Source organism: Xenorhabdus sp. IM139775, from assembly GCF_028598745.1.
Classification (GTDB): Bacteria; Pseudomonadota; Gammaproteobacteria; order Enterobacterales; family Enterobacteriaceae; genus Xenorhabdus.
The window spans coordinates 64,128-88,460 of sequence record NZ_JAQRFK010000003.1; the positions used below are offsets into that span (position 1 = coordinate 64,128).

Below are 24,333 nucleotides of genomic sequence, written 5' to 3' on the forward strand. Positions count from 1 at the left end.
AGATTGCAAACGGCTTACTATGATAAAACTCATTTAGGGAGGAGAAGATGGATAGGTTATTAGAGCGTTTTTTAAAATATATTGTATTTAATACCCAAGCGAAACCATCCGCTAAAACCATTCCCAGTAGTCATGGGCAATGGGATCTTGCCAAGGCATTGTACGAGGAACTGATCCAGCTTGGCTTGGCTGAGGTGACTCTCAATGATCAAGGGTATGTTATGGCAACATTGCCCGCCAATGTTGCCACACCGGTTCCGGTCATTGGTTTTATTGCCCACCTCGATACCTCACCCGATTTTTCCGGCAGGCATGTTAATCCTCAAATTGTCGAAAACTATCGTGGCGGTGATATTGCGCTGGGGATAGGAGATGAAGTGCTGTCGCCCGTCATGTTCCCTGTATTACATCGTTTGTTGGGACAAACGTTAATTACGACTGACGGGAAAACGCTGTTAGGGGCTGATGATAAGGCTGGGATCGCTGAAATCATGACTGCAATGGTGCGTTTGAAACAGAAAAATATTCCCCATGGGGATATTCGGATTGCGTTTACACCCGATGAGGAAATTGGCAAGGGGGCGCACCATTTTGATATAGAGGCTTTTGGTGCGGCATGGGCCTATACCGTAGATGGCGGGGATGTGGGGGAATTGGAATTTGAAAATTTCAATGCTGCATCAGTGGCAATCAAGATTGTGGGTAACATGGCGCATCCGGGAAGTGCCAAGGGCGTCATGGTCAATGCATTGACACTGGCAATGCAAATTCATCATGCCCTGCCTGTTGAAGAAACGCCTGAACAGACAGAAGGCTATGAAGGTTTTTATCATTTGCTGAGTATGAAAGGTACCGTCGAGCGTGCTGAGATGCACTATATCATCCGGGATTTTGATCGCGACAATTTTGAAAAGCGCAAAAAAAACATTCTGGCTATTGCGGAAAATGTCGGCAAAGGATTGCATCCAGACTGTTATATTGAATTGGCAATTGATGACGATTATTACAACATGTATAGCGAGGTGCTTAAATATCCTCATGTTATTGCCATTGCTAAACAAGCGATGCTGGACTGCCATATTGAGCCGATAATCCAGCCGAGCCGTGGTGGTACAGACGGTGCAGATTTATCTTATCGCGGCCTCCCTTGCCCGAATATTTTCACGGGTGGATATAATTATCACAGCAAGCACGAATTTATTTCATTGGAAGGTATGGAGCAGGCAGTTAAGGTGATTATGCGGATTGCTGAATTGACGGTAAGTCACGGAAAGAATGAATGGCTTGAGTAATTGTAACTTGAAAAATTGTAAAGGGTTAAATCAACAAACTGACAAAGGGGCAGTTCCTTTTGCCCCCTTTGTTTCGGTTAATCTGTTCAGGTTAACTGTTCAGATTAATCGTTAAAATACCAATAACCGCTATTGACCAAGGCGGTCAGCAGGCTGACAAATCGGACATCATCAATAGCATCACCCAAGAGTCCGGCATTAACTTTGTCATATTGGCACAGGGCATCAGCGGCATGGAGATGAGGCGTATCCATCAGCTCGCCATTGACGAAACACTGATCACCAACGCGCAGGACGCGCAGGCCGCTCAATCGATTTAATTCTTCGCCTTGTTTCAGCAAATCATAAATCTCATCGCTCTCATAAGGCGGTTCAGGAGGAGCCAGATCCAGTTCATGGCGCGATTGAGAGATAAATTCACCGAACCAATTCTGGAACGTTTCGGGTTGTTCCAACAGCTCACGCATCATTGAACGCAGTGTGTCCAGCTCATTGGCCTGAATCCGGGCCGGATTATCACGGAATGCCAGTTCAGGATCGCTGTAGCGAGGGCTGCCGAGTTCGTTTGCCAGAATGTAGTCAGCAAACCCACTGAATAATTCACGGGCATTGGGGGCACGGAACCCCACTGAATAGTTCAGTGAATCCTCAAGCGCATAGCCTTCATGTGGGAAGCCCGGTGGAATATAAAGTATATCGCCCGGCAGCATCTCTTCATCAATTATTGCCTCAAAGGGTTCAACCTGTAATAAATCAGGATGAGGGCAATGTTGCTTCATGGGGATTTTGTCACCCACCCGCCAGCGTCTCCGGCCTTTTCCCTGAATAATAAAAACATCGTATTGGTCAAGATGGGGGCCAACACCACCGCCGGGTACTGAGAAAGAGATCATCAAATCATCCATGCGCCAATCAGACAGGACACGGAATGGTTTCATGAGTGCAGACGAGGGGAGATGCCAATGGTCAACGGCTTGTACAAGCAGAGACCAGCCTTTTTCGCCTAAATGGTCGTAGGTTTCAAAGGGGCCGTGGGAAACTTCCCAACGCCCATTTTTCTGATTGACCAAACGGCTATCGATTTCATTTTCCATCGCCAATCCCGCCAACTCATCGGGGGAAAGGGGATCAATAAACTGATGGAAACCCTGTTTAATCAGCAATGGTCGTTTTTGCCAATGGTTTTGCAAAAACGCCTGCCAGTCCAGATTCAGCTGATAATCCATGGTGACATCCTGAAGTGAGAGGTGAATTTCGCGCTATTATAACGGATAGTCAACGACGATATCAGATTTGGTTGCAATATTTCGAGGCAGCGCTAAATAATCGCCCGCATCACTATTGCATGGGGGTTCATGGTGGGGATTATGTTATGGTGATTGTGTTATGGTGACCGTGTTATGGTGACTGTGTTATGGTTATTGCGTTGTGGCCGAATTGTGCTGGGCCCGAAATATCACGCTGACTCTGGCGCCGCCGAGTGGACTATCATCAACGCTGATATCACCTTCATATTGCTCGACAATTTCAGACGCTATCGACAAGCCGAGGCCTTGGCCTGATCGCAATGTATCGGCTCGTAATCCACGTTGGAAAATCATTTCCCGCTTATCAGGGGGCACACCCCGACCATCATCATCGACAATTATGGTGACCGAATTTTCTCCCATTGTGGCGGTGATCTTGACAAACTTCTGGCCATATTTACAGGCATTATCCAGAATGTTTCCCATCACCTCCAGAAAGTCATTTTTTTCTCCCAGCCATGTCACTTCAGGAGAAACATCCAGCGTAATTTTGATGCCCTTATGTTGATATACTTTGGTTAAGGCACTGATTAAACCATCCAGCAAGATTGGAACAGAAGAAATTTGCCTCAGAAGTAAACTGTAATCGCTGAGCATATTGGCTTTGTGCAGATAGTAGCCAATTTGTTGGGATATTCGGTCAATTTGTTCAAGCATAATGGGTTCAGCTTGTTCAATGGTCAGCTTTTGCGGAGGACGCATAGAGCGTAAGGTCGATTGCAGTACAGCTAAAGGTGTTTTCAGGCTATGCGTCAGATCTGAAAGGGTGGTTTGATATTTGACATAACGCTTACGCTCATTGAATAGCAAGTTGTTTAAGTTTCTGACTAACCCTTTTAACTCGGCAGGCGGATTCTCGCCCAGTTTTTCCCTTTCCCCATTTTCCAGCGAACTGATCTGGGTAATTAAGGATTTTATCGGCCGAAGGCTCCAGTCAGCAGCAAGCCAAATTAACGGAATGATGAGCAGCAAATTGGCGATTAAAACATAGCCGAACCATTCCCATACTTTTGCTGATTCCTGTACATCTTGTGGAATGTTATCAATGATCACAATCGTCATTGCAGGCAGGTTGTGCGTGGCAGGATAAATATTGACGGCAACTGAATAGGTTAATAACACGTCCTTATTATTTTCTGCCGTTTTTGCATGATCTTGAGCCGGTGTTGCTGTTGGATGGTAAAAAAAATCGTTTTTTTCTTTGAAATACGTTTCCAGCGTATAAAACCCATCTTTTTTCAGCCAATCAGGGTCAATCATTCTTTCCAATTCAGGCACATTATTCTGGCGCCAAATAACTGTTCCCTCATTATCATAGATCAGGGCCAATGAGCGGTAATTCATGGAAAAATCTTTGGGAACGAGAATGTCTAGCTTGTTATCTTCCCATCTGGCTAATGTGAAAAATAGATTGCTTTGGCTACGGAGTATGGAATAGTTCGTTTTGTCAAAACTCACTAAGTATCCGGCAATAGCAACAATTCCATATGATAGCGTTAGTGCGAGAATAATTGCTGCTGTAGCCATGAGAAACCGGGTTCTCAGGGAAAAGGGTTTTTTAAAGAGCTTAAGCATCATGAGATTTCACATCGAAACGATATCCTTGGCCACGAACAGTAACAATGACCTCTTCTGGCCACTCATTCAGTATTTTTTTTCTCAGACGCCCCATTAATACATCAATCGTATGACTTTCACGTAGTTCAGCGTCTGGATACAATTGGCGCATTAGTGTCTCTTTACTGACAACCTTGCCATTGTTGCGCATTAAGGTTTCGATAATGGTGTATTCAAAGGCAGTCAACTTAATATTGGTATCATTAATAGAAAACTCTTTTCTTGAGAGGTTAATTAAAAATGGCGATATTTCAACCAGTTGTGAAGCCAGACCACTATTACGCCGCATTAGTGCCTGTATGCGGGCATTAATTTCTTCCAGATGAAAGGGTTTAGTCACATAATCATCTGCACCAGCATTTAGCACAGTAACTTTTTCTTGCCAGCTCTCACGAGCGGTCAGAACAAGGATAGGCAAATTAATTTGCTCACTGCGCCAGCGCCGTAACATGCTAAGGCCATCTTCTCCGGGTAACCCGAGATCGACGATAGCCATATCAGGGTGACCCTCTTTAAGGTAATAATCTGCTTCTTTGGCATTCTCCGCTGCATCAACCTGATGCCCAATATCCCGTAGTTGTACGGTTAAGTGATGGCGAAGTAATGCGTTATCTTCAACGATCAATATCCGCATAATGATTCCTTATGCTAATCAGTAATGTTAATCAAATAAATTTAAAATAGCTAAGTAATCAATTTCGTCAATAAAGATTGAATAGAATTATAGATATAATAATTATGCGTAAGCTAAGTATAGTAACTATTTAGCTTTTGTTGGTATATTAATGATAGGTGCATTTGAAAACAAATGGTTAGGATGAAAAGATAAATAAATTTACAATTTATTTATCTTTTATATAAGAATCATCATATCTAATGACGTTCAAATCGCGGCATGTGATGGTAAGAAATGAAAGCATAAAAAATGCGTGTGGGCGGGATAAAACCCGCCCATTTGCATGAATAAACAGGGGTTATTTTAATTGGTCAACCAGTGAAGTTGCGTATCCAATGTAATTGGCTGGCGTCATGGATTTGAGGCGTTCTTTTTCCGCTTCAGGAAGCTCAAGGCCGTCAATAAACGTTTTCATGCCTTCGGCATCAACCCGTTTGCCACGCGTCAGTTCTTTCAGTTTTTCGTACGGTTTTTCAATGCCATAACGGCGCATAACCGTCTGGATAGGCTCAGCCAGAACTTCCCAATTGTTATCCAGTTCATCCAGTAAGTGCGGTTTATTGACTTCCAGCTTATTCATCCCTTTCATCGTGGCTTGATAAGCAATCAGTGCATACCCCAGACCTACGCCCAGATTGCGCAGTACTGTTGAATCTGTCAGGTCACGTTGCCAGCGAGAGACAGGAAGTTTGCTGGCAAGATGCCCCAGAACCGCATTGGCCAATCCCAGATTTCCTTCTGAGTTTTCAAAATCAATCGGATTGACTTTATGTGGCATCGTAGAAGAACCAATTTCGCCGGCAATGGTTTTTTGTTTGAAATGGTTCAGGGCGATGTAGCCCCAGATATCGCGATCAAAATCAATGAGGATGGTATTGAAACGAGCCACACAATCAAACAGCTCTGCAATGTAATCATGAGGTTCAATCTGAGTGGTATACGGATTCCACTGGATACCCAAAGAGGTCACAAATGACTCACTGAATTGGTGCCAGTCAACTTGTGGGTAAGCTGACAAGTGCGCATTGTAGTTACCCACCGCCCCGTTGATTTTACCCAGAATGTCTACCTGTCCAAGCTGACGGAACTGGCGCTCCATACGATAGGCCACGTTAGCAAACTCTTTGCCAACAGTAGATGGTGTGGCGGGCTGACCGTGCGTGCGCGATAGCAGTGGCAGATCACGATAATCATGTGCCATGTGGGTAAGGGTATCGATCAATTGACGCCATAGCGGCAGCAAGACTTCCTCACGGGCGGTTTTCAACATCAAGGCATGTGACAGGTTATTGATATCTTCTGATGTACAGGCAAAGTGAATAAATTCTGCAACTTGATGCAGGGCAGGAATATGCGCGACTTTTTCTTTCAGAAAATATTCAACCGCCTTAACGTCATGATTGGTTGTGCGCTCAATCTCTTTGATACGCAGTGCATCCTGTTCATTAAAATTAGCAATGATTTCATCAAGGTAAGCGTTTGCGTCAGCGTCAAAAGCAGGAACTTCTTTGATTTCTGTTGTCGCGGCCAGTTTTTGCAGCCAACGTACTTCGACCTGCACACGGAATTTTAGTAAGCCGAACTCACTAAAGATAGCGCGTAGTGCGCTGACTTTATCGCCGTAACGGCCATCAATTGGAGAAACAGCGGTCAGTGAGGATAATTCCATTGGTAGCAACTCCCGGATTTTATTTAACAATTTACGTTTAACAGCGTTGATTTAACAGTTTTTGGGCTAACCGTTTTCTAACAATTAGCCAGGATCTCTTTTGCTTGTCGGACCAAGCGTTGACGAGAAAACATGATTTGCAGGCGGCCACCGCCAACTTGTTGCCATAAGACGGCGCTGCGGATACCGGCCAGTAACACCGCTCTGACTTTTGCCTGAATCAGCGTATTACGTAATACGTCAGGTGATCCCGTGACCTGAATGCGTGGCCCCAGTGGGCTGATAACATCGATATAAATGCCCGCCAGGGCGTTGAGCATTCCCTCTGACATCGGTTCAAAATAGGCTTGCTGACGCTCTAATTGTTCAATGCGACTTGCTAACTGATTGATGGCAGATTGATTTTTACTTAAACGGCGTTCCAGAGTCATCAAACTTAGCATATAGCGGGTAAGATCGGCAGAAACGCCGCTATGTGAACCATTGAACATCCCCAACATGGCATCAAGGCCAGTGCGCAGATTACAGGCATTATCGCCAAAGACACCCAGCGTGGATGTTGGGTTCATGTTCAGGATACTGTTGAGCGTGATCTCAAAAGCATCAGCATCACATTGGCCTTCATGGGCGAGTTTTTGTACCAGACGCCCTGACTGGCAGATACCTGCCAGCGCCAGTGTAATATCGTAATAATTTTTAGCCACAACTACTCCTGTATACGTTGTTCGATCACACCACCACCGAGACAGACTTCATCTTGATAAAATACGGCTGATTGACCAGGGGTGACGGCGGCAACGGGGCTATCGAACCGAACCTCAATTTTATTTTCGCTTAAAGGGACGACAGTGCAGGGGATATCATGCTGGCGGTAGCGTGTTTTGACGACACAGCGCATTTCTGCTTGCAGTGGTTGGCGAACAACCCAATCAAGTTGCTGTGCAATTAAACCGATCGACATCAGGCGAGGGTGTTCATGGCCTTGGGCAACAATCAGTATGTTGTTTTCGACATCTTTATCAACCACATACCACGGCTCTTCGCTGCCATCTTTCGTTCCCCCGATCCCCAGCCCTTTGCGCTGGCCGAGTGTATGGTACATCAAGCCAGTATGTTGGCCGATGGTTTCTCCATCCACTGTCATAATTGGGCCGGGTTGGGCAGGCAAATAGCGCCCAAGGAAATCACGGAACTTACGCTCACCGATAAAGCAGATACCCGTCGAATCTTTTTTCTTTGCTGTGACAAGACCAATTTCTTCGGCAATGCGGCGTACTTCGGGTTTTTCCAGTTCCCCTACTGGAAACAGGCTCTTGGCAATTTGCTGGTGGCTTAAGGTATATAAGAAATAGCTCTGGTCTTTATTGCCATCCAAACCACGCAGTAATTGGCCAACGCCATCCACATCCCGACGACGGACATAATGCCCGGTTGCGATATAGTCAGCCCCTAAATCCTCCGCAGCAAACTCCAGAAATGCCTTGAATTTGATTTCCTTATTGCAAAGAATGTCAGGGTTTGGGGTTCTGCCTGCTTTGTATTCAGCAAGAAAATGTTCGAACACATTATCCCAATACTCGGCGGCAAAATTGATAGTATGCAACGCGATGCCCAGCTTGTCACAGACGGCTTGGGCATCAGCAAGATCGGAAGCGGCCGAGCAATACTCTTCACTATCGTCTTCTTCCCAGTTTTTCATGAACAGGCCAGCTACCTGATAGCCCTGTTGTTGCAGAAGGTAGGCGGAAACGGATGAATCAACACCGCCGGACATGCCGACAATGACTTTTTTCTGGCTGTTATCTGACATGGATATATCTCACTGCGGAAAAAAACAAACGCGATACTTTAGCACGTTGGCAACTAAGGTGCACCAAACGTCTTCATGCTCTTTTATCCCATTCTTATTTACCATATTGTTTCCCACGGTTATTTATACGATCCTTTTAACGATCGGCAGATCATAATAATCCAGGATCGAGAGTGGATAAACTTTGCGCTCCAGATAACAGAGAATACTTTCGGCGACCAGAGGGGAACGTAGCTGTGAACTATTCAGGATTTCTTCCGCGCTTAACCAGTGGCAGCAATGGATATCGTCATCTTGTGGATGAGTGTCCATGATTTCTTCCATATCAACCAAGAATAGGAAGCGGATAAAGGGTGTTCCGTCCGGCGCAACCCATTGGTGCAATTTTAAAAAGGCTTGTGGTTGTGCACGAATTCCGGTTTCTTCCCATAATTCTCGTTCAGCGGCGGCGAGCAGTGTCTCATCCGCTTCAAGATGACCTGCTGGCTGATTCCAAAGCGGTTTGCCGTTGATGAACTCTTCAACAATCAGAAATTTATTTTCTGCCCGAACAATGCAGGCAACAGTAACATGTGGATTAAACAAGATTAATTTCTCTCCATTCTCCGGGGAATAATGAATCTAACCGTATTGAGCCGATACTAAAACGAATCAGGCGCAGTGTAGGATAACCCACATGAGCGGTCATTCTACGTACTTGTCGGTTGCGTCCCTCGTATAGCGTAATTTTAAGCCAACTGACCGGAATGTTTTTTCGTTCCCGAATAGGGGGCGTCCTTTCCCAGAGCCATTCAGGTTCTTCCATCCATTCAGCCCCGGCCGGCAACGTCGGGCCATCATTTAATGTGACACCATTGCGAAGTTTATTCAGCGCCACTTCATCAGGAATGCCTTCAACTTGAACGTAATAAACTTTCGCGGTTTTTTTATGGGGTTGAGTCAATTTGGCCTGTAATTTGCCATCATTGGTCAACACCAATAAGCCTTCACTATCACGATCCAGACGACCTGCGGCATAAACATCCGTAAACGGGATAAAATTTTTTAACGTTGTTCTTCCCATTTCATCGGTAAATTGGGGCAAGACATCATAAGGTTTGTTAAAAATCAATACCCGCCGGGGAGCCGTTGGTTTTTTTATATTTTTGCTATTTCTTCTCTGGCTGAATCGGTTAAGTTGGCGTTTTTTAAACGAGATATTTGTCATGATAAGCCATTGTGGGAAATTAGGGGACGTATTATACCTTAAATCTGTGACCGTTGGCGTTTGCAGAATATTCAAGTAGTATTGACACGTCCCTTACAAAAAATTAACAAGGCATTGCGCTTATTTGAAAGGAGAGGTTAATGGAAAGCAAAGTAGTTGTTCCGGCGGAAGGTAAAAAAATTACGATTGATGCCAAAGGTAAATTAAATGTTCCGAATAACCCTATTATCCCTTATATCGAAGGGGATGGCATTGGTGTTGATGTTACGCCGGTCATGCTGAAAGTTGTTGATGCTGCGGTTCAGAAAGCGTATGGCGGTGAGCGCAAAATTTCGTGGATGGAAATCTACACGGGTGAAAAATCCACGCATGTCTATGGTAAAGATGTTTGGTTGCCAGATGAGACACTGGATTTGATCCGTGATTACCGTGTTGCCATCAAAGGTCCCCTGACAACGCCAGTCGGTGGTGGTATCCGTTCGTTGAACGTAGCACTGCGTCAGCAACTGGATCTGTATGTCTGCCTGCGTCCGGTTCGTTACTATCAAGGCACGCCAAGCCCTGTTAAGCAACCTGAACTGACCGATATGGTTATTTTCCGCGAAAACGCCGAAGACATTTATGCGGGTATTGAGTGGAAAGCCGGTTCAGCAGAAGCGGATAAAGTCATTAAATTCCTGCGGGATGAAATGGGTGTTAATAAGATCCGTTTCCCTCAACAGTGTGGTATCGGTATAAAACCTTGTTCAGAAGAAGGCACTAAACGTTTAGTCCGTGCTGCGATTGAATATGCGATTGATAATGACCGTGAATCCGTCACTCTGGTTCATAAAGGCAATATCATGAAATTCACTGAAGGTGCCTTCAAAGATTGGGGTTATGAACTGGCTCGCACTGATTTCGGCGGAGAACTGCTGGATGGTGGCCCGTGGGTTAAGATCAAGAATCCTAAAAATGGTAAAGATATCATCATCAAGGACGTGATTGCAGATGCTTTCTTGCAACAGATCCTGCTGCGCCCGGCAGAATATGATGTTATTGCTTGTATGAACCTGAATGGTGACTACATCTCTGATGCGCTGGCTGCACAGGTTGGTGGTATCGGTATTGCCCCAGGTGCAAATATTGGTGATGAATGCGCATTGTTCGAAGCAACACATGGCACTGCACCTAAATACGCGGGTCAGGACAAAGTCAATCCGGGTTCTGTGATCCTGTCCGCTGAAATGATGCTGCGCCATATGGGATGGTTCGAAGCCGCCGATCTAATCGTTAAGGGAATGGAAGGTTCGATTGCTGCCAAGACTGTGACTTACGATTTTGAACGCCTGATGGATGACGCTAAGCTGCTGAAATGTAGCGAATTCGGCGACGCAATGATCTCTCATATGTAATTAATTGCGTAACTGAATAGATAACGGGGGCTTAATGGTTCCCGTTTGTTTTATTACTCCCCGTCCTATTCTTTCTCTAACATATTTACCCTGTTATTCCACAGTAAATTTAGGTTAAGAGAATAATGCAAAGATAGGTTATACTTATTCGTAAATCATCTGATCATGGTGAGCTTATGTGGAATAGTTATCCTCAAAGAGGAAATATGCAGTTATTGGCAAATTTTTTATCGCCGATAGATGCCCACATTGTCTTGGGCAGAATGTTATCAGAAGATATTTATGCGGTAGTGATCGACGAAGATATTGTCTGGAATAATTATATGTATTCTCAGGCATTTGGTGGCGTTAAACTGCTTGTCCATCATGCTGATATAGAACGGGCAAAAACGATACTGACTGAAATTGAAGATAATAAGTTTTCGTTAGATAAAATAGCGCCTAATCAGGGTAATGAGAAAAAATCATCGTTTCAGTATCGTTTTTCCACATTAATAAATACTTTTTTAGTCCTTTTATTGTTTTTGCTATTCGGTATAGCCTTGCCATTAACAAAATGAAATCTCATTCTTCCTTTTATTTTCATTGTCATGGGTTTTTTTGACTCTGTTGGATAAATATATCAATTCAGTCTTTTGTAAGAATAATTAAATCGCAAAACAATGTAATCAATCTAATTTATTTCTTACTGTAATAAAAACGAAAGGGAATTAAATGACTTCTCGCCATTCGCATGGCGAAACGGCTAACGAAGTAGAGCGACAACGTAAGTGAGTCGCTCTACGGGATCTTATTTTGTACGGTTAGATAAGGCATGCTTTGTCTGTACCTTGCATGCTTCAACTGATTTAGCCAATGATTCGTCAAAATGACGAGTGCTTGGGAAGACTTGTTTATTTTTTCTGACTTCTGTGACGGTTTGTTTGATAGATGCAAGAAATTCATCCTTGTTGCTATGGATCTCTTTAAGATCGAATCCCTTGTTACTTAATTCATTGAAAGCCTTTTGGGCTATTGTGTCGGGTGAATCATGGGTTTTGAATGCGTCTACGGAGGCATTCCCGAACAGATGACAATAAGTCTCGGCAGTCTTATCTACATTATTAGCATGTGCGGTATATGAGAAGAATGGGGCAAGGAAAATCGGCAATAAAAGACGTTTCATAAATTCCTCTTGATCGACTATACCATGATAGTGGTGAATAACTCTAACAGGAATGACAACATTAACAATAGTACATAATTCAACGTTTGCGCCGAACCTCAGTGGCTTATGGGTTTAATTGAGATGGCGTTGATTAAGGTTTCTGCTCTACGCACTTTCCTCTTTTACATATTGCACGGAGTGACCTTGCAGGATCATTGTTTCCGTTTATATAGATGCGGGTGAGAAGTTTAACATTTTTCTGCGTGATTTTGAGGGCATCAACTTCAAGGTAATTTCCAGAGCCGGCAGTAAGTTTGGAGACAATGAGTTCTTTGGAAGCATCACCATCAATGTCAGCAAAGGTCACTCTCGGATTTCCATTATCTTCAAATACTGAACCGTCACGTTCAAAGACCGCGCCAGTTTCAAAGTCCGTGAGATCTTTATCCTTAAAAATGGCAATGGAATAGCTGCCAATTGATGCACTTTCCAGATCACCAATGGACAGCACAGCAAATCTTTTATCAGGTAATTTAATCAATTTGCCGTCTCTTGCGCCAGCAGGCGCTGATAGCAATAGTGTAATGACAGCCGGAATGGCAATATTTTTCATGATGTTACTTATGCGCATAAGCAATACTCCATTGTCTATAGTCTTGCATTTAACAAAGGTATCGGTGCGATTTATATCGTAGCACGAATTTGGCAAGAGCATATTTCCAATGGAAAGAGCCGATCAATATCTGTTTAGCCAGAAGGAGATTAGTGCAGGGTATTGTGGGGGAGGGCATTGTAAGGGTAGGATGCTGGAACTTCAAAAATAATTATTAGAATATCTTATTGTTCTTGTCAGGAAATAGCCATTATTTAGCATTGACGGGAGTGGTGGCTCCCGTTTTTATTAACTTCAACATATATTAAGCTCTATGTACTGTTTTTTTCTATTTTTTCTACAATCTTATTGTACTCTTTCCAAACAACAGATACGGGGGAGCTTAAACAGCAGATAGAGATCGATCCCCCTGTTGCCGGATGATATTCATACTTTGATTTTCCTCTATAAACCCTCTTGGGCAGTATGTTGTCTGCGGGATTTTTTCTTTTTCGCTCTAACATCAATTATAACCTCACTTGCAGATTATCTGATGACCAGATAGTTAATTGTTAACATATTATTAACCTGTTAGTGTTGTTTCCTACTGTAAAAATAACAACCGAAAATTTTAATATGTAATGGTAGCCTTTTCCAACTATCACAGTATTAAAATTTAATAATCTCATTTTGAGAAAATCATTACTATATGTTTTCGAAAATATTGGAAATTTCAAGATTAAATTTTGTAACTACGCCATTTTTTCTAATTAATTGGATTATTACTACATTGGTGATATGGCAGTACGTGATTATCTAAATTTGTTCTATGCATTTTGTTTGGCATGACACCAATAACTTCAACTGCCGATTAACATATGCTTTCCAACTGGGCATTAGAGTGGGAATTGGATTGACGTTGTTTTTTATAGGTTGTATTTTGGTTGCCAGTTAGTTTCGTGTTTTAATCTCAATTGTTAATTTGTTTATATTTTTTGCTTATGTATAGGAAGAGAATTAGCTCACATTTTTTGTGCATGGAATGTATTTAAATGGCTTGAAATAAGGAATAGCGTGGTTATGAGTATTAAAGTAAATGTTCAATAACACTAAAGTAAATGTAAAAATTTCATTAAAAGTTACCCATTGAAATAAATATTGTGTTACATTCTTTCCGCTTTAATGGCTAGCATCTCTGTGTTCTTTGTACACAGAATTGTGTTACTTGTTAATTATAAAGGAATTAAGCACAATAAAATTTCGTCGAATAGGGCATTACGGACAGCTAATGTTTGCTAATTAGTAAGGGGAAAATATCTTGACGGATCTGATTAACTTCATTAACCACATTCTTTGGGACTACGCACTAATATACCTACTTCTTGGGGTCGGTCTCTACTTCACACTACGTTCTGGTTTTATACAACTTCGCCATTTTGGCCATATGTTCTCCGTTCTGAAAAATAGTAATAAATCAGATAGCTCTGGTATTTCATCTTTTCAGGCTTTATGTACCAGCCTTGCTGCTCGTGTAGGAACCGGTAACTTAGCCGGGGTTGCCATTGCAATTACTGCCGGTGGGCCAGGAGCCATTTTCTGGATGTGGGTAGTGGCCTTTATTGGTATGGCAACATCCTTTGTGGAAAGTACGCTTGCTCAGTTGTACAAGACGAAAGACGATCAAGGAAATTATCGCGGCGGCCCGGCTTACTATATGGAAAAAGGGTTGAAGAAGCGATGGATGGGGATTCTGTTTTCATTCTTCCTTATTATCGCGTTTGGTCTTGTATTTAATGCCGTTCAGGCAAGCTCAATTGCGGAAGCGGCGTCTTTTGCCTTTAATATCAAACCAATTTATATCGGTATTGTATTAGTCATTATCAGTGGCGTTATTATTTTCGGCGGGTTGCGTTCCATCGCCAGAGTTGCAGAAATTGTTGTCCCGTTTATGGCGATTGCCTATTTCATACTGGCAATTTGGGTTGTTGGTCACAATATTGAACGTCTTCCAGCAGTATTTGCATTAGTGTTCAAGAGCGCCTTTGGCTTGCAAGAAGCGATAGCGGGAACATTAGGCTACGGCATTTCTCAGGCCATGCTTCAGGGTGTGCAACGTGGATTGTTTTCGAACGAAGCGGGAATGGGGTCTGCGCCAAATGCGGCAGCATCAGCTTCGCCATATCCGCCACATCCGGCCTCTCAGGGTTATGTGCAGATGCTGGGGGTATTTATGGATACCATTGTTATCTGTAGTGCGACGGCGATTATCATTCTTTCTTCCGGCGTTCTCAACGAAAATGTTACGGCTATCAGCGGCATTGAACTGACCCAGCGAGCATTGTCATCGGTTGTTGGGCATTGGGGAACGATATTCGTCGCCATTGCGATTTTCTTTTTTGCCTTTACATCGATTATTGCCAATTATGCTTATGCCGAAAGCAACATGATATTCCTGGAACGTAACCATACTGCCGGCTTACTTATTCTGCGGTTGGCTACGCTGGGCATGGTGATGTTTGGTACGTTGGCTGATGTGCCTTTGGTCTGGAATATGGCAAATCTATCAATGGCATGTATGGCTATTGTTAACTTGATTGCCATACTGATGTTGTCAGGTGTCGCAATGAAGCTGGCGAAAGATTATAACCAGCAGAGAAGAGCCGGAAAATTGCCGACATTCAATATCAATAACTACCCAGAGATTCAACAGCAAGTTGAAAAAGGTATTTGGGATAATGATGTACCGTTTAACGGTAAGAAGGGCAATTGCTGATACAGAAATGTCTATATAGCCTATTTATATAGAAGCGTCAGTAACAGAAGATGACTCGTTATAACCCGCTATTCGCTCGTTCCGCGAATAGCGGGTTTTTATTTGTGCTTAAAAACAAACTGATAAGTAAAAAACGCCATATCTCTTTTCGTTTCATCTAATATATAATCATCACAATGTTATCTCTTTCTGTAAAATAGCTGACCGATCATGATAAAACGTTTAATAATTTGTCTATTTGTCACGTTATTGGTTGGTTGTTCTCATTCCCCTGAACGAGAAGATAGAGGCGGTTATATTGTTGATCATTCCTACCCTTATTCGACGAGGCAACCTATTGACTCTATTAGGTTTCTTGTCCTTCACTATACTGCGCTGAATGATAAAAGATCTGTCCGGGCATTAACGGGAGGCCGTGTTAGCGCTCATTACCTTATTCCTTCCCAACCGAGATATAAGGATAACGAATCGATTATTTTCCAATTGGTTTCAGAAAAGGAAAGGGCGTGGCATGCGGGAAAAAGCGAGTGGAATGGATCCCAAAGTTTAAACCGTTATTCTATTGGTATTGAAATTGTTAATTGCGGATTTGAACAAAAATTTGTCAAAAAAGAGTGGTGTTCATACCACCCATCACAAATTGATGCCGTTATCCGGTTGGCAAAAGATATTATTCACAGGCATAAAATTCCGGCTGTTAATGTGGTGGGCCATAGTGATATCGCGCCACTGAGAAAAGAAGATCCCGGGCCTGTTTTTCCGTGGCATGAGCTTTATGAACAGGGAATTGGTGCCTGGCCCGATTATGCCACTGTGAACAGATACTTGGCTGGCAGGGCACCGGATATGCCGGTGTCAGTAATATCAATGCAGAAAGCACTGGCACGTTATGGTTATGGTATTCCTCAAACGGGAATTTTGGATAGCGCTACTCATAAAACTATTCAAGCATTTCAGATGCATTTTCGCCCGTCAGATATTAGCGGCGTTCCCGATGCAGAAACGGAAGCGATCGCTTTGGCTCTGGTTGAAAAATATCAATAGCAATTGATGCTTAATATAGAGAAATTAACGGGCGTTCTTTAGAAAGAAAAAGTGGCCATGAGTTAAAGCATGGCGGCCGTGATGAATGGCCGCTAGTGATGGCAAGTTTCATGATCCGCAGTTGTAAGTCAGATGCAGTGGAAGCTTAACTTCAAGTTCAATCTCTGTACTCTGGCGAAAATCATAAGGTGTAATGCCATACTCTTTACGGAACATATAGGTGAAATGGGACTGAGAGCCGAAGCCGAAATCCAGGGCAATATCAAAAATAGGTAACGAACTGTTTCTCAACAGAGAAACCGCGCCGGCCAGACGCCGTTGGCGGATGTACTTTCCAAGAGATATGCCGGTAACTTCCTTGAATATTTTCTGCATGTGCCAAAGTGAATAGCCAGAGTAGGCAGCAAGCTCTTCAAGATGAATGACACGGCCAAGATGGTTTTCTATCCATTTACTCAGTGCGCATACAAGTGCTAAGTGGTTATCTTGTGTCATTACAATTTTAAATTGGTTGAAGGTTGGGGAAGTATACACAACTTCGTTTCAAGATGACAAAACCCATCATTATCGGGGAGGTAGTGATAAGATAAAAAATGGTAACCTATTATCATAACCCTATCACGTGATAACCCTCTATAATATTTTATTATAAAATTAGCCACAATAAGATAATCTTAAGGTGATCTCATTGAATACTAAAAAAGTGCTTTTGACCCTGTGCTCAATATTGATATGTTTGTTTTTGTATTTGTTAGCGTTGGATGTACATTGTGATCAAGGTAATGAAGTATTCGAATTAGGTGTTTGTTCCATCACCCGATACTTACCGTTTTGATATTCACTCAATCCTTATTCTGCCTCATGTGTGTTAACATACATTTGCGGTATTCATTCTTTGTAAATGATGTTTTAATATCCACCTGATACGAATAAACAAACTCAATATTGCGTTAAATTAGTACATAACTCAATCACTACTCTAAGTTGAGGGAATTATGTTGAGAAAATTTGAACTCGACAAATTTTGTGCAAATAAACAGCTTTTAATGAGACGGGTTCTAAGCATCGTAAAAAGAGGACTAGATGGCAGAACAACAAGAACAACAATCTACGCTTAAGCGTGGTTTAAAGAACAGGCATATTCAGCTTATTGCTCTCGGCGGTGCAGTAGGAACAGGGTTATTTTTGGGCATTGCCCAAACCATTCAAATGGCAGGACCTTCAGTACTCCTTGGGTATGCGATCGGTGGGTTTATTGCCTTTTTAATTATGCGCCAACTGGGGGAAATGGTGGTTGAGGAGCCAGTAGCAGGCTCGTTTAGCCACTTTGCTTATAAATATTGGGGAAATTTTGCCGGTTTTCTATCAGGCTGGAATTACTGGGCCATGTTTATTCTGGTTGGCATGGCAGAGTTAACGGCTGTTGGCATGTATATCCAATACTGGTGGCCGGAAGTTCCAACATGGGTTTCTGCCGCCATATTCTTTGTACTGATCAATCTCGTCAATCTCATTAATGTTCGGTTATATGGTGAAACCGAATTCTGGTTCTCTATCATTAAAGTCAGTGCGATTGTCGGAATGATTATCTTTGGGTGCTATTTACTGATTAGCGGTAATGGTGGCCCACAGGCAAGCATCACCAACTTATGGCAGCAGGGCGGCTTTATGCCAAATGGGATTTCTGGCTTGATTACGGCTTTGGCTGTGATCATGTTTTCATTTGGTGGTTTGGAAATGGTGGGCATTACCGCAGCAGAAGCGGAAAATCCTGAGAAAAATATCCCAAAAGCAACTAACCAAGTTGTTTATCGCATCTTGCTGTTTTATATCGGTTCATTGGCTATCTTGCTGTCGCTGTACCCGTGGATGAAAGTGGTCGAAGGCGGCAGTCCATTTGTGTTGATCTTCCATGACCTGAATAGCTTGTGGGTGGCAAATATCCTGAATGTGGTGGTATTAACGGCCGCATTATCTGTTTATAACAGTGGTGTGTATTGTAATAGTCGGATGCTGTATGGTTTGGCTAAGCAAGGTAATGCGCCTTATGTGCTCACAAAGGTTAACAAACGTAATGTCCCTGTCTTGTCTATTGGTTTATCAGCAGTGGCAACATCAATGGGGGTATTGGTTAACTATCTTATACCCGGTAAAGCATTTGAGCTGTTGATGGCTTTGGTGGTAACCACTCTGGTCATTAACTGGATTATGATTTGTTGTGCCCATTTGAAATTCCGTGCAGCTAAAGATAAAGAAGGTGTCAAAACAAAATTTCAGGCACTGTGGTACCCATTTGGGAACTACCTGTGTTTGGCATTTTTGGCGTTCATTCTCATCATTATTCTTACCATGCCACCCATTCGCATTTCAGTCATCTTGATGCCGTTGTGGATTGGTGTCCTATGGCTTGGTTACTTGATTGCTCAATCAAAGAAAGCCAGAAGATAAGTAAACCTGCCGTTAATCCATTTCACGTTTTTTCAGTCGGGTATGATGCCCGACTGACTTTTATTGTCAGTGATCATTTGGCGTGTTTTTTACTTTATGAAATTAGTTTTCCGTATGGGAATATCATCGGGGAATAGAAAAGGCCGCGTAAATATTATAATTGAATAATATTTAATAAATGATAAACAAAAAGTAATCTGATTACATGTAAAACAATTATATTGTATGTTAAAAAAAGAATAGTCGGAATTAGCAATAATCTTTATTGTTATCAAAAATAGATTTTGTATAACGATAACTCTCTGGCTTACACCATAACAGATATGAAAAACAGTATTATATATTAAACTTATTAAAGAAATTTCTTTAGGGTAAGATTTTATTTTTACATTAATTCATATGGTTATATAACTTAAAGGGTATTGAGTAATTTCAAATCGAAATGGAAATTGAGCATTGAAAATATGTGCGTTGGCTCCAGCACCTGAAAAAAATGGCTTGCGATTATATAAAGAATATGTGATAAAACTCATGGGTAAACGAAGTACTGTTCTGTTAATAAATAACAGAAACCAATACTGGTTTGTTTATTTTTATGCCAATAGGCGAATAAAGTGATTCAAAGGAAATTTTTGAAATGGCAAAAATCACTGGTACTGTGAAGTGGTTCAACGAGTCTAAAGGTTTTGGTTTTATTACTCCAGCCAATGGTAGCAAAGATGTATTTGTACATTTTTCTGCAATTGCAAAAGATGGGTTTAAAACATTGTCTGAAGGCCAACAAGTTGAGTTTGAAATTCAGGATGGTCCGAAAGGTCCTGCTGCTGCAAACGTTACAGCTTTATAGTAACAAGTTTAATTTGGCTGATATTTGATTACTGGCTAAATATACTTATCGTTAGTTTAGTTTTATTCTCTAACGATAACTTATTGCAAATATCACTCTATTAGGATACTAATAGAGTGATTTTTATGTTTACTTTTTTTAGCTGGTGGTAGGGATCACCATAATGAGAATTAACTCACTGACTATCGCAGGAACCGATCCTAGCGGTGGTGCCGGCATTCAGGCCGACTTAAAAACCTTTTCCGCGCTTGGCGTTTACGGTACGACAGTGATCACTGCGTTGGTCGCGCAAAATACACTGGGCGTACAATCGGTGTATGATCTTGATCCTCTTTTTGTTGCTGCGCAGTTAGAATCAGTGCTTGCCGATGTCAGGATAGACAGCGCCAAAATTGGCATGTTGTCGAATGCGGCGAATATCGCTGTGATCGCAGAATCATTGCGACGCTATCCTGTTCCTTACCTTGTATTGGATACGGTCATGGTGGCGAAAAGCGGTGATCCCTTGTTATCACCGGAAGCCATTACCGCAATGGTAGAACAATTACTGCCGATGGTTTCTTTGATCACCCCCAATTTACCAGAAGCGGCAGCCATCTTGAAATGTGATCTTGCGACTAGCGAAGATGCCATGTTGCAGCAGGGGCGTGCATTACTTTCAATGGGATGTCAGGCGGTTTTATTGAAAGGCGGGCATTTGGATAATAAAGAAAGCCCGGATTGGCTCTTTACCCCGGAAGGGGAGTGGCGTTTTACTGCTCCCAGAGTGAATACACGGCATACCCACGGAACGGGTTGTACGTTGTCTGCGGCACTGGCTGCATTGCGGCCACGTTATTCTGATTGGCAAAGTACGTTGCCGGTTGCAAAAACATATTTACAAAATGCGCTGGCACAGGCAGATAGCTTGGATGTTGGTCATGGTATTGGGCCACTCCACCATTTTCATCAATGGTGGTGATGTGCTGAAATAGGATCGTGCTGAAATAGGATCGCGCTTCAATAATGGGGATGCCGGGATCCCCATCTTGAAAGTAGAGCGCCAAACAACGTAATCAGGCGATAGTAATTTTCTTGTCGAGATAAACATCCTGTACAGAGTGGATTAACTCAATGCCATCTTTCATCGCTTTCTTGAACGCCTTGCGGCCAAGGATCAATCCCATTCCTCCGGCACGTTTATTGATGACAGCAGTGCGAACAGAATCACTTAAATCATTATTCCCGGAAGCGCCACCTGAATTGATTAATCCCGCACGTCCCATATAACAGTTAGCAAGTTGATAGCGAACGAGATCAATCGGATGTTCAGTGGTCAAATCGCTGTAGACGCGTTTATCTGTGTGCCCGAACCCAACAGCCGTATAGCCCCCATTCGTTTCCGCCATTTTCTGTTTCACGATATCGGCACCGATTGTTGCTGCCAGATGATTCGCCTGACCCGTTAAATCAGCGCTGGTATGGTAATCCACCCCATCTTTCTTGAAAGCTGGGTTGCGCAGATAAGCCCATAATACGGTCACCATGCCTAATTCGTGGGCCCGTTCAAAGGCGGCTGAAATTTCCTCTATTTGGCGGCGGGATTCGGCAGAGCCATAATAGATGGTTGCGCCTACTGCAACGGCGCCCATGTTAAATGCTTGCTCGACACTGGCATACAAAGTTTGATCATATTGAGCGGGATAGGTCAGCGTCTCATTGTGATTGAGTTTAACCAGAAAGGGGATCTTATGTGCATAACGGCGAGAAACCGCCGCCAGAACCCCGTAAGTTGAAGCAACACAGTTACAGCCTGCCTCAATCGCCAGTTCAACGATATTTTTGGGATCAAAATAGAGAGGATTGGTAGCAAAAGAAGCGCTGGCAGAATGTTCAACTCCCTGATCTACCGGCAAAATGGACAGATAACCCGTGCCGGCCAGACGGCCATGGTTCAGTAAGGCCTGCATCGAACGAAGAACAGTATTGGGGCGGTTATTGTCGAGCATGACTCTATCAACGAAATCTGTACCGGGGAGATAGAGATTTTCACGTGGAATGGTATTGCACTGATGTTGCAATAAATGCTCTGCGTCTTTTCCTAACAACTTAACGATATCAGTCATGATTAACTCCAGTTTGCAAAGGGCGCTACTGATTGTTGTTTATATTTAAACTGATCACAAGGTAAGTGGCGAGGGAAGCCGCAGTGGATCGCTTCAGTGAAGGCGAATATTGCTAAAATTTAACCATCCTGCATAACAATAAAGTGAAATAATACTGATCTGGTGTGGGAATAAATAAATCTTGAGATTATTTTGCAACTGGATAATTTGGATTATTTTTTCTCAAAGTTTCCTTCATTAAACTGAACAAATCCTAACAATATTTATCGAAAGGTAATTTTCTTGATCATTATAAATAATGTGATTAATGGAAGGTTAATAAATACTCTATTTAAATTTAAAAACATAAATTAACTTAATGATTTTTGTTGATGAAGTGTTTTTTTAATACTTTGAATTTACTGATTTTTATCATTTATTGGTCTATAAAGAAAAGGCCAGCCCAAGGGAGATTGAGCTAGCCAAGGAGGTGGTTCCTAGTCTTACAGTAAAACTTTTTTTGTTCTTTATTTTTCAATACCGATAATACGAGAAATAATTTAGCATTGATGTGATCTGTTTCTAAAAAAATAGATCAATTTCTTTAAAATCCTATTTCGAATTATTTCACTTGTTATTCTTGTGAATGAGGTGCTCTGGTATTGCCACTTTTTAAGTTGCGAACAAGTAAGGCATAATCCAGCTTGATTTCTTCAGGAACAGGAAGATAAACGAGATGCCCATCACCCGGTGCCACTTCCACGGTTTGGCCTTTTTTATTTGTCATGGATCCTAACGTAAAGTTAATATTGCCTGATGGTGTCACCAGTTCCAACTGATCCCCGACAAGAAATTTATTCTTCACGGCCACCTCAGCCAAGCCATTGACCCGCTTGCCGGTAAATTCTCCAACGAATTGCTGGGTATCTGACACTGAATAACCGTATTCATAAGTTTGATAGGCATCATGGGTATGGCGGCGCAGGAAACCTTCGGTATAACCACGGTGCGCCAAACCTTCCAATGTCGTCATCAAGGTTGAATCGAAAGGTTTGCCGGCAACGGCATCATCTATAGCACGGCGGTATACCTGAGCGGTGCGGGCACAATAGTAGAAAGATTTAGTACGGCCTTCGATTTTCAGTGAGTGAACCCCTAGCTGGGTTAATCTTTCCACATGTTCAATGGCACGTAGATCTTTGGAGTTCATGATATAAGTACCATGTTCATCTTCAAACGCCGACATATATTCGCCCGGACGCTTGGCTTCTTCTATCATGAAAACCTTGTCCGTTGGTGCTCCCTGACCCAGTGTCGGCTCGATGTTTTTGACTGGAATAGTTTTGACTGGAATAGTTTTGACCGGAATAGGATCGTGCACATGGACAATATTGCCGATATTATCTTCCTTACCTTCCTGCACATTATATTCCCAGCGGCAGGCATTGGTGCAGGTGCCTTGGTTAGGGTCGCGCTTGTTGATATAACCGGATAACAAACAGCGGCCAGAATAAGCCATGCACAGTGCGCCATGCACAAAAACCTCAAGCTCCATATCGGGGACGTGCTGGCGGATTTCAGCTATTTCTTCCAGCGAAAGTTCGCGGGAAAGAATGACGCGTGTCAATCCCATTTGTTTCCAGAATTTGACGGTGGCCCAGTTAACCGCATTAGCTTGAACCGAAAGGTGAATATCGATTTCAGGAAATGCCTCGCGCACCATCATAATCAAGCCCGGATCAGACATAATCAAGGCATCAGGCTCCATTTCCACGACGGGTTTTAAGTCACGGATAAACGTTTTCAGCTTTGCATTATGGGGGGCGATATTGACCACCACATAAAAACGCTTACCTAATTCGTGTGCTTCCTTAATGCCCTGTGCCAATGTCTCATGGTTAAACTCATTATTGCGAACACGCAGGCTATAACGGGGCTGTCCGGCATAAATGGCATCAGCGCCATACGCGAATGCGTAACGCATGTTTTTCAAGGAGCCGGCAGGAGAAAGTAATTCTGGAGTAAACATATTGTCAACGTTCTCGGTCTGAGTTCAAGTCAGCCCTTACCCGTCTTCATTATCATTACTAAGGGTAAGGTTTAAAGAAGGGAGGATTTTAGCGCCTATACTGTCATTAGCACAACTATCATTAGCACAAATATATTATGGAAATAGGGAAAATCTGCACTGAAGCGTGCCCACCGAGGATTGAAAAAAGAGGTTCAAAAGAAAGTGCGCCGCAGATACGGCGCGGGTCGTTCATTGCATCTGTCAATCATTGTGTCTGTCAATTCTGTTTGGTCAGATCACGGACTTTTTCTGTCGGCCCGGTTTTCATGACAGACTGCATACATTTCTTCATATTTGCTTCGTTGGCATGAGCTTCACTGATAGCAATAACCTGATGATTCCGGGCTTTCAGAAC

The 24,333-nt window shown here is 42.7% G+C and carries 23 protein-coding genes; 9 read left to right on the forward strand and 14 right to left on the reverse strand.

The genetic code is table 11. From position 1 onward, the window contains the following. Positions 1–47 precede the first annotated feature (47 nt). Entirely contained in the window at positions 48–1,292 is a 1,245-nt protein-coding gene (pepT, locus tag PSI17_RS01290; protein WP_273550211.1) for a peptidase T, read from the forward strand. 104 nt (positions 1,293–1,396) lie between these two features. Here the strand turns inward: pepT and PSI17_RS01295 are convergent, their stop codons facing one another. From PSI17_RS01295 to rluE, 8 genes are all read right to left on the reverse strand, one after another. Further along, positions 1,397–2,518 carry a ribosomal protein uL16 3-hydroxylase gene (locus tag PSI17_RS01295; protein ID WP_273550212.1) on the reverse strand — a complete coding sequence of 374 codons (1,122 nt, stop codon included), beginning with the start codon at positions 2,516–2,518 and terminating at the stop codon, positions 1,397–1,399. Between the two features lie 192 nt (positions 2,519–2,710). Continuing rightward, a complete protein-coding gene (phoQ, locus tag PSI17_RS01300; RefSeq protein WP_443255986.1) occupies positions 2,711–4,177 on the reverse strand; it encodes a two-component system sensor histidine kinase PhoQ in 1,467 nt (488 codons plus the stop codon). After that, positions 4,167–4,850, reverse strand: coding sequence for a two-component system response regulator PhoP (gene phoP / locus PSI17_RS01305; RefSeq protein WP_273550213.1), 684 nt, complete (start codon positions 4,848–4,850; stop codon positions 4,167–4,169). Before phoP ends, phoQ begins: the two co-directional genes overlap by 11 nt. Before the next feature lie 340 nt (positions 4,851–5,190). Then, entirely contained in the window at positions 5,191–6,561 is a 1,371-nt protein-coding gene (gene purB, locus PSI17_RS01310) for an adenylosuccinate lyase (RefSeq protein ID WP_273550214.1), read from the reverse strand. A gap of 77 nt (positions 6,562–6,638) precedes the next feature. Then, on the reverse strand, positions 6,639–7,265 hold the full coding sequence (gene hflD / locus PSI17_RS01315) for a high frequency lysogenization protein HflD (protein ID WP_273550215.1): 627 nt from the start codon (positions 7,263–7,265) through the stop codon (positions 6,639–6,641). Between the two features lie 2 nt (positions 7,266–7,267). Further along, positions 7,268–8,371: a tRNA 2-thiouridine(34) synthase MnmA gene (mnmA, locus tag PSI17_RS01320; protein ID WP_273550216.1), complete on the reverse strand. Its 1,104-nt coding sequence runs from the start codon at positions 8,369–8,371 to the stop codon at positions 7,268–7,270. Positions 8,372–8,494: 123 nt separating this feature from the next. Next, positions 8,495–8,956: an NUDIX hydrolase gene (locus PSI17_RS01325; protein ID WP_273550217.1), complete on the reverse strand. Its 462-nt coding sequence runs from the start codon at positions 8,954–8,956 to the stop codon at positions 8,495–8,497. Continuing rightward, positions 8,949–9,578: a 23S rRNA pseudouridine(2457) synthase RluE gene (gene rluE, locus PSI17_RS01330; RefSeq protein WP_273550218.1), complete on the reverse strand. Its 630-nt coding sequence runs from the start codon at positions 9,576–9,578 to the stop codon at positions 8,949–8,951. The genes PSI17_RS01325 and rluE overlap by 8 nt, the downstream gene beginning before the upstream one ends. 140 nt (positions 9,579–9,718) lie before the next feature. Here rluE and icd point away from each other — a divergent pair, with 140 nt between their 5' ends. After that, complete coding sequence (icd, locus tag PSI17_RS01335) at positions 9,719–10,972, forward strand: NADP-dependent isocitrate dehydrogenase (RefSeq protein WP_273550219.1); 1,254 nt, start codon at positions 9,719–9,721, stop codon at positions 10,970–10,972. Between the two features lie 176 nt (positions 10,973–11,148). After that, entirely contained in the window at positions 11,149–11,532 is a 384-nt protein-coding gene (locus PSI17_RS01340; protein ID WP_273550220.1) for a putative signal transducing protein, read from the forward strand. 230 nt (positions 11,533–11,762) lie between these two features. Here PSI17_RS01340 and PSI17_RS01345 read toward each other — a convergent pair whose 3' ends face one another. Beyond that, the gene (locus PSI17_RS01345) at positions 11,763–12,137 is read right to left on the reverse strand and encodes a hypothetical protein (protein ID WP_273550221.1); all 375 of its coding nucleotides are present in this window, start codon (positions 12,135–12,137) and stop codon (positions 11,763–11,765) included. Between the two features lie 133 nt (positions 12,138–12,270). Beyond that, positions 12,271–12,750 (reverse strand): PliI family lysozyme inhibitor of I-type lysozyme, encoded by a 480-nt coding sequence (locus PSI17_RS01350; protein ID WP_443255987.1) that lies wholly within the window; start codon positions 12,748–12,750, stop codon positions 12,271–12,273. Positions 12,751–14,029: 1,279 nt separating this feature from the next. Between PSI17_RS01350 and PSI17_RS01355 the strand changes: the two genes are divergently transcribed. Then, complete coding sequence (locus PSI17_RS01355; protein ID WP_273550223.1) at positions 14,030–15,484, forward strand: alanine/glycine:cation symporter family protein; 1,455 nt, start codon at positions 14,030–14,032, stop codon at positions 15,482–15,484. Positions 15,485–15,697: 213 nt separating this feature from the next. Beyond that, positions 15,698–16,528: an N-acetylmuramoyl-L-alanine amidase gene (locus tag PSI17_RS01360; protein ID WP_273550233.1), complete on the forward strand. Its 831-nt coding sequence runs from the start codon at positions 15,698–15,700 to the stop codon at positions 16,526–16,528. 108 nt (positions 16,529–16,636) lie between these two features. Here PSI17_RS01360 and PSI17_RS01365 read toward each other — a convergent pair whose 3' ends face one another. Then, on the reverse strand, positions 16,637–17,023 hold the full coding sequence (locus tag PSI17_RS01365) for a helix-turn-helix domain-containing protein (RefSeq protein ID WP_273550224.1): 387 nt from the start codon (positions 17,021–17,023) through the stop codon (positions 16,637–16,639). 208 nt (positions 17,024–17,231) lie between these two features. Here PSI17_RS01365 and mgrB point away from each other — a divergent pair, with 208 nt between their 5' ends. From mgrB to thiD, 4 genes are all read left to right on the forward strand, one after another. Further along, positions 17,232–17,363, forward strand: a complete 132-nt coding sequence (mgrB, locus tag PSI17_RS01370) for a PhoP/PhoQ regulator MgrB (protein ID WP_337927196.1) — start codon at positions 17,232–17,234, stop codon at positions 17,361–17,363. A 248-nt stretch (positions 17,364–17,611) separates the two neighbouring features. Next, a complete protein-coding gene (locus PSI17_RS01375) occupies positions 17,612–18,976 on the forward strand; it encodes an amino acid permease (RefSeq protein ID WP_273550226.1) in 1,365 nt (454 codons plus the stop codon). 637 nt (positions 18,977–19,613) lie between these two features. Beyond that, positions 19,614–19,823, forward strand: a complete 210-nt coding sequence (cspE, locus tag PSI17_RS01380) for a transcription antiterminator/RNA stability regulator CspE (protein ID WP_273550227.1) — start codon at positions 19,614–19,616, stop codon at positions 19,821–19,823. A 163-nt stretch (positions 19,824–19,986) separates the two neighbouring features. Continuing rightward, positions 19,987–20,784, forward strand: a complete 798-nt coding sequence (thiD, locus tag PSI17_RS01385) for a bifunctional hydroxymethylpyrimidine kinase/phosphomethylpyrimidine kinase (protein WP_273550228.1) — start codon at positions 19,987–19,989, stop codon at positions 20,782–20,784. 94 nt (positions 20,785–20,878) lie between these two features. On the opposite strand, the gene fbaB is transcribed toward thiD, so the two are convergent. The 3 genes from fbaB to PSI17_RS01400 form a co-directional block, all read right to left on the reverse strand. Beyond that, positions 20,879–21,928 (reverse strand): class I fructose-bisphosphate aldolase, encoded by a 1,050-nt coding sequence (gene fbaB, locus PSI17_RS01390; RefSeq protein ID WP_273550229.1) that lies wholly within the window; start codon positions 21,926–21,928, stop codon positions 20,879–20,881. 613 nt (positions 21,929–22,541) lie between these two features. Further along, a complete protein-coding gene (trhP, locus tag PSI17_RS01395) occupies positions 22,542–23,936 on the reverse strand; it encodes a prephenate-dependent tRNA uridine(34) hydroxylase TrhP (RefSeq protein ID WP_273550230.1) in 1,395 nt (464 codons plus the stop codon). A gap of 259 nt (positions 23,937–24,195) precedes the next feature. Continuing rightward, positions 24,196–24,330 (reverse strand): YegP family protein, encoded by a 135-nt coding sequence (locus PSI17_RS01400; RefSeq protein ID WP_273550234.1) that lies wholly within the window; start codon positions 24,328–24,330, stop codon positions 24,196–24,198. Positions 24,331–24,333 lie beyond the last annotated feature (3 nt).

Coding starts and splice junctions, on each gene's coding strand:
- pepT (WP_273550211.1), top strand. CDS start 48: ATGGATAGGTTATTAGAGCGTTTTTTAAAATATATTGTATTTAATACC.
- PSI17_RS01295 (WP_273550212.1), bottom strand. CDS start 2,518: ATGGATTATCAGCTGAATCTGGACTGGCAGGCGTTTTTGCAAAACCAT.
- phoQ (WP_443255986.1), bottom strand. CDS start 4,177: ATGATGCTTAAGCTCTTTAAAAAACCCTTTTCCCTGAGAACCCGGTTT.
- phoP (WP_273550213.1), bottom strand. CDS start 4,850: ATGCGGATATTGATCGTTGAAGATAACGCATTACTTCGCCATCACTTA.
- purB (WP_273550214.1), bottom strand. CDS start 6,561: ATGGAATTATCCTCACTGACCGCTGTTTCTCCAATTGATGGCCGTTAC.
- mnmA (WP_273550216.1), bottom strand. CDS start 8,371: ATGTCAGATAACAGCCAGAAAAAAGTCATTGTCGGCATGTCCGGCGGT.
- rluE (WP_273550218.1), bottom strand. CDS start 9,578: ATGACAAATATCTCGTTTAAAAAACGCCAACTTAACCGATTCAGCCAG.
- icd (WP_273550219.1), top strand. CDS start 9,719: ATGGAAAGCAAAGTAGTTGTTCCGGCGGAAGGTAAAAAAATTACGATT.
- PSI17_RS01340 (WP_273550220.1), top strand. CDS start 11,149: ATGTGGAATAGTTATCCTCAAAGAGGAAATATGCAGTTATTGGCAAAT.
- PSI17_RS01345 (WP_273550221.1), bottom strand. CDS start 12,137: ATGAAACGTCTTTTATTGCCGATTTTCCTTGCCCCATTCTTCTCATAT.
- PSI17_RS01350 (WP_443255987.1), bottom strand. CDS start 12,750: ATGCGCATAAGTAACATCATGAAAAATATTGCCATTCCGGCTGTCATT.
- PSI17_RS01365 (WP_273550224.1), bottom strand. CDS start 17,023: ATGACACAAGATAACCACTTAGCACTTGTATGCGCACTGAGTAAATGG.
- PSI17_RS01375 (WP_273550226.1), top strand. CDS start 17,612: ATGGCAGAACAACAAGAACAACAATCTACGCTTAAGCGTGGTTTAAAG.
- cspE (WP_273550227.1), top strand. CDS start 19,614: ATGGCAAAAATCACTGGTACTGTGAAGTGGTTCAACGAGTCTAAAGGT.
- thiD (WP_273550228.1), top strand. CDS start 19,987: ATGAGAATTAACTCACTGACTATCGCAGGAACCGATCCTAGCGGTGGT.
- fbaB (WP_273550229.1), bottom strand. CDS start 21,928: ATGACTGATATCGTTAAGTTGTTAGGAAAAGACGCAGAGCATTTATTG.
- trhP (WP_273550230.1), bottom strand. CDS start 23,936: ATGTTTACTCCAGAATTACTTTCTCCTGCCGGCTCCTTGAAAAACATG.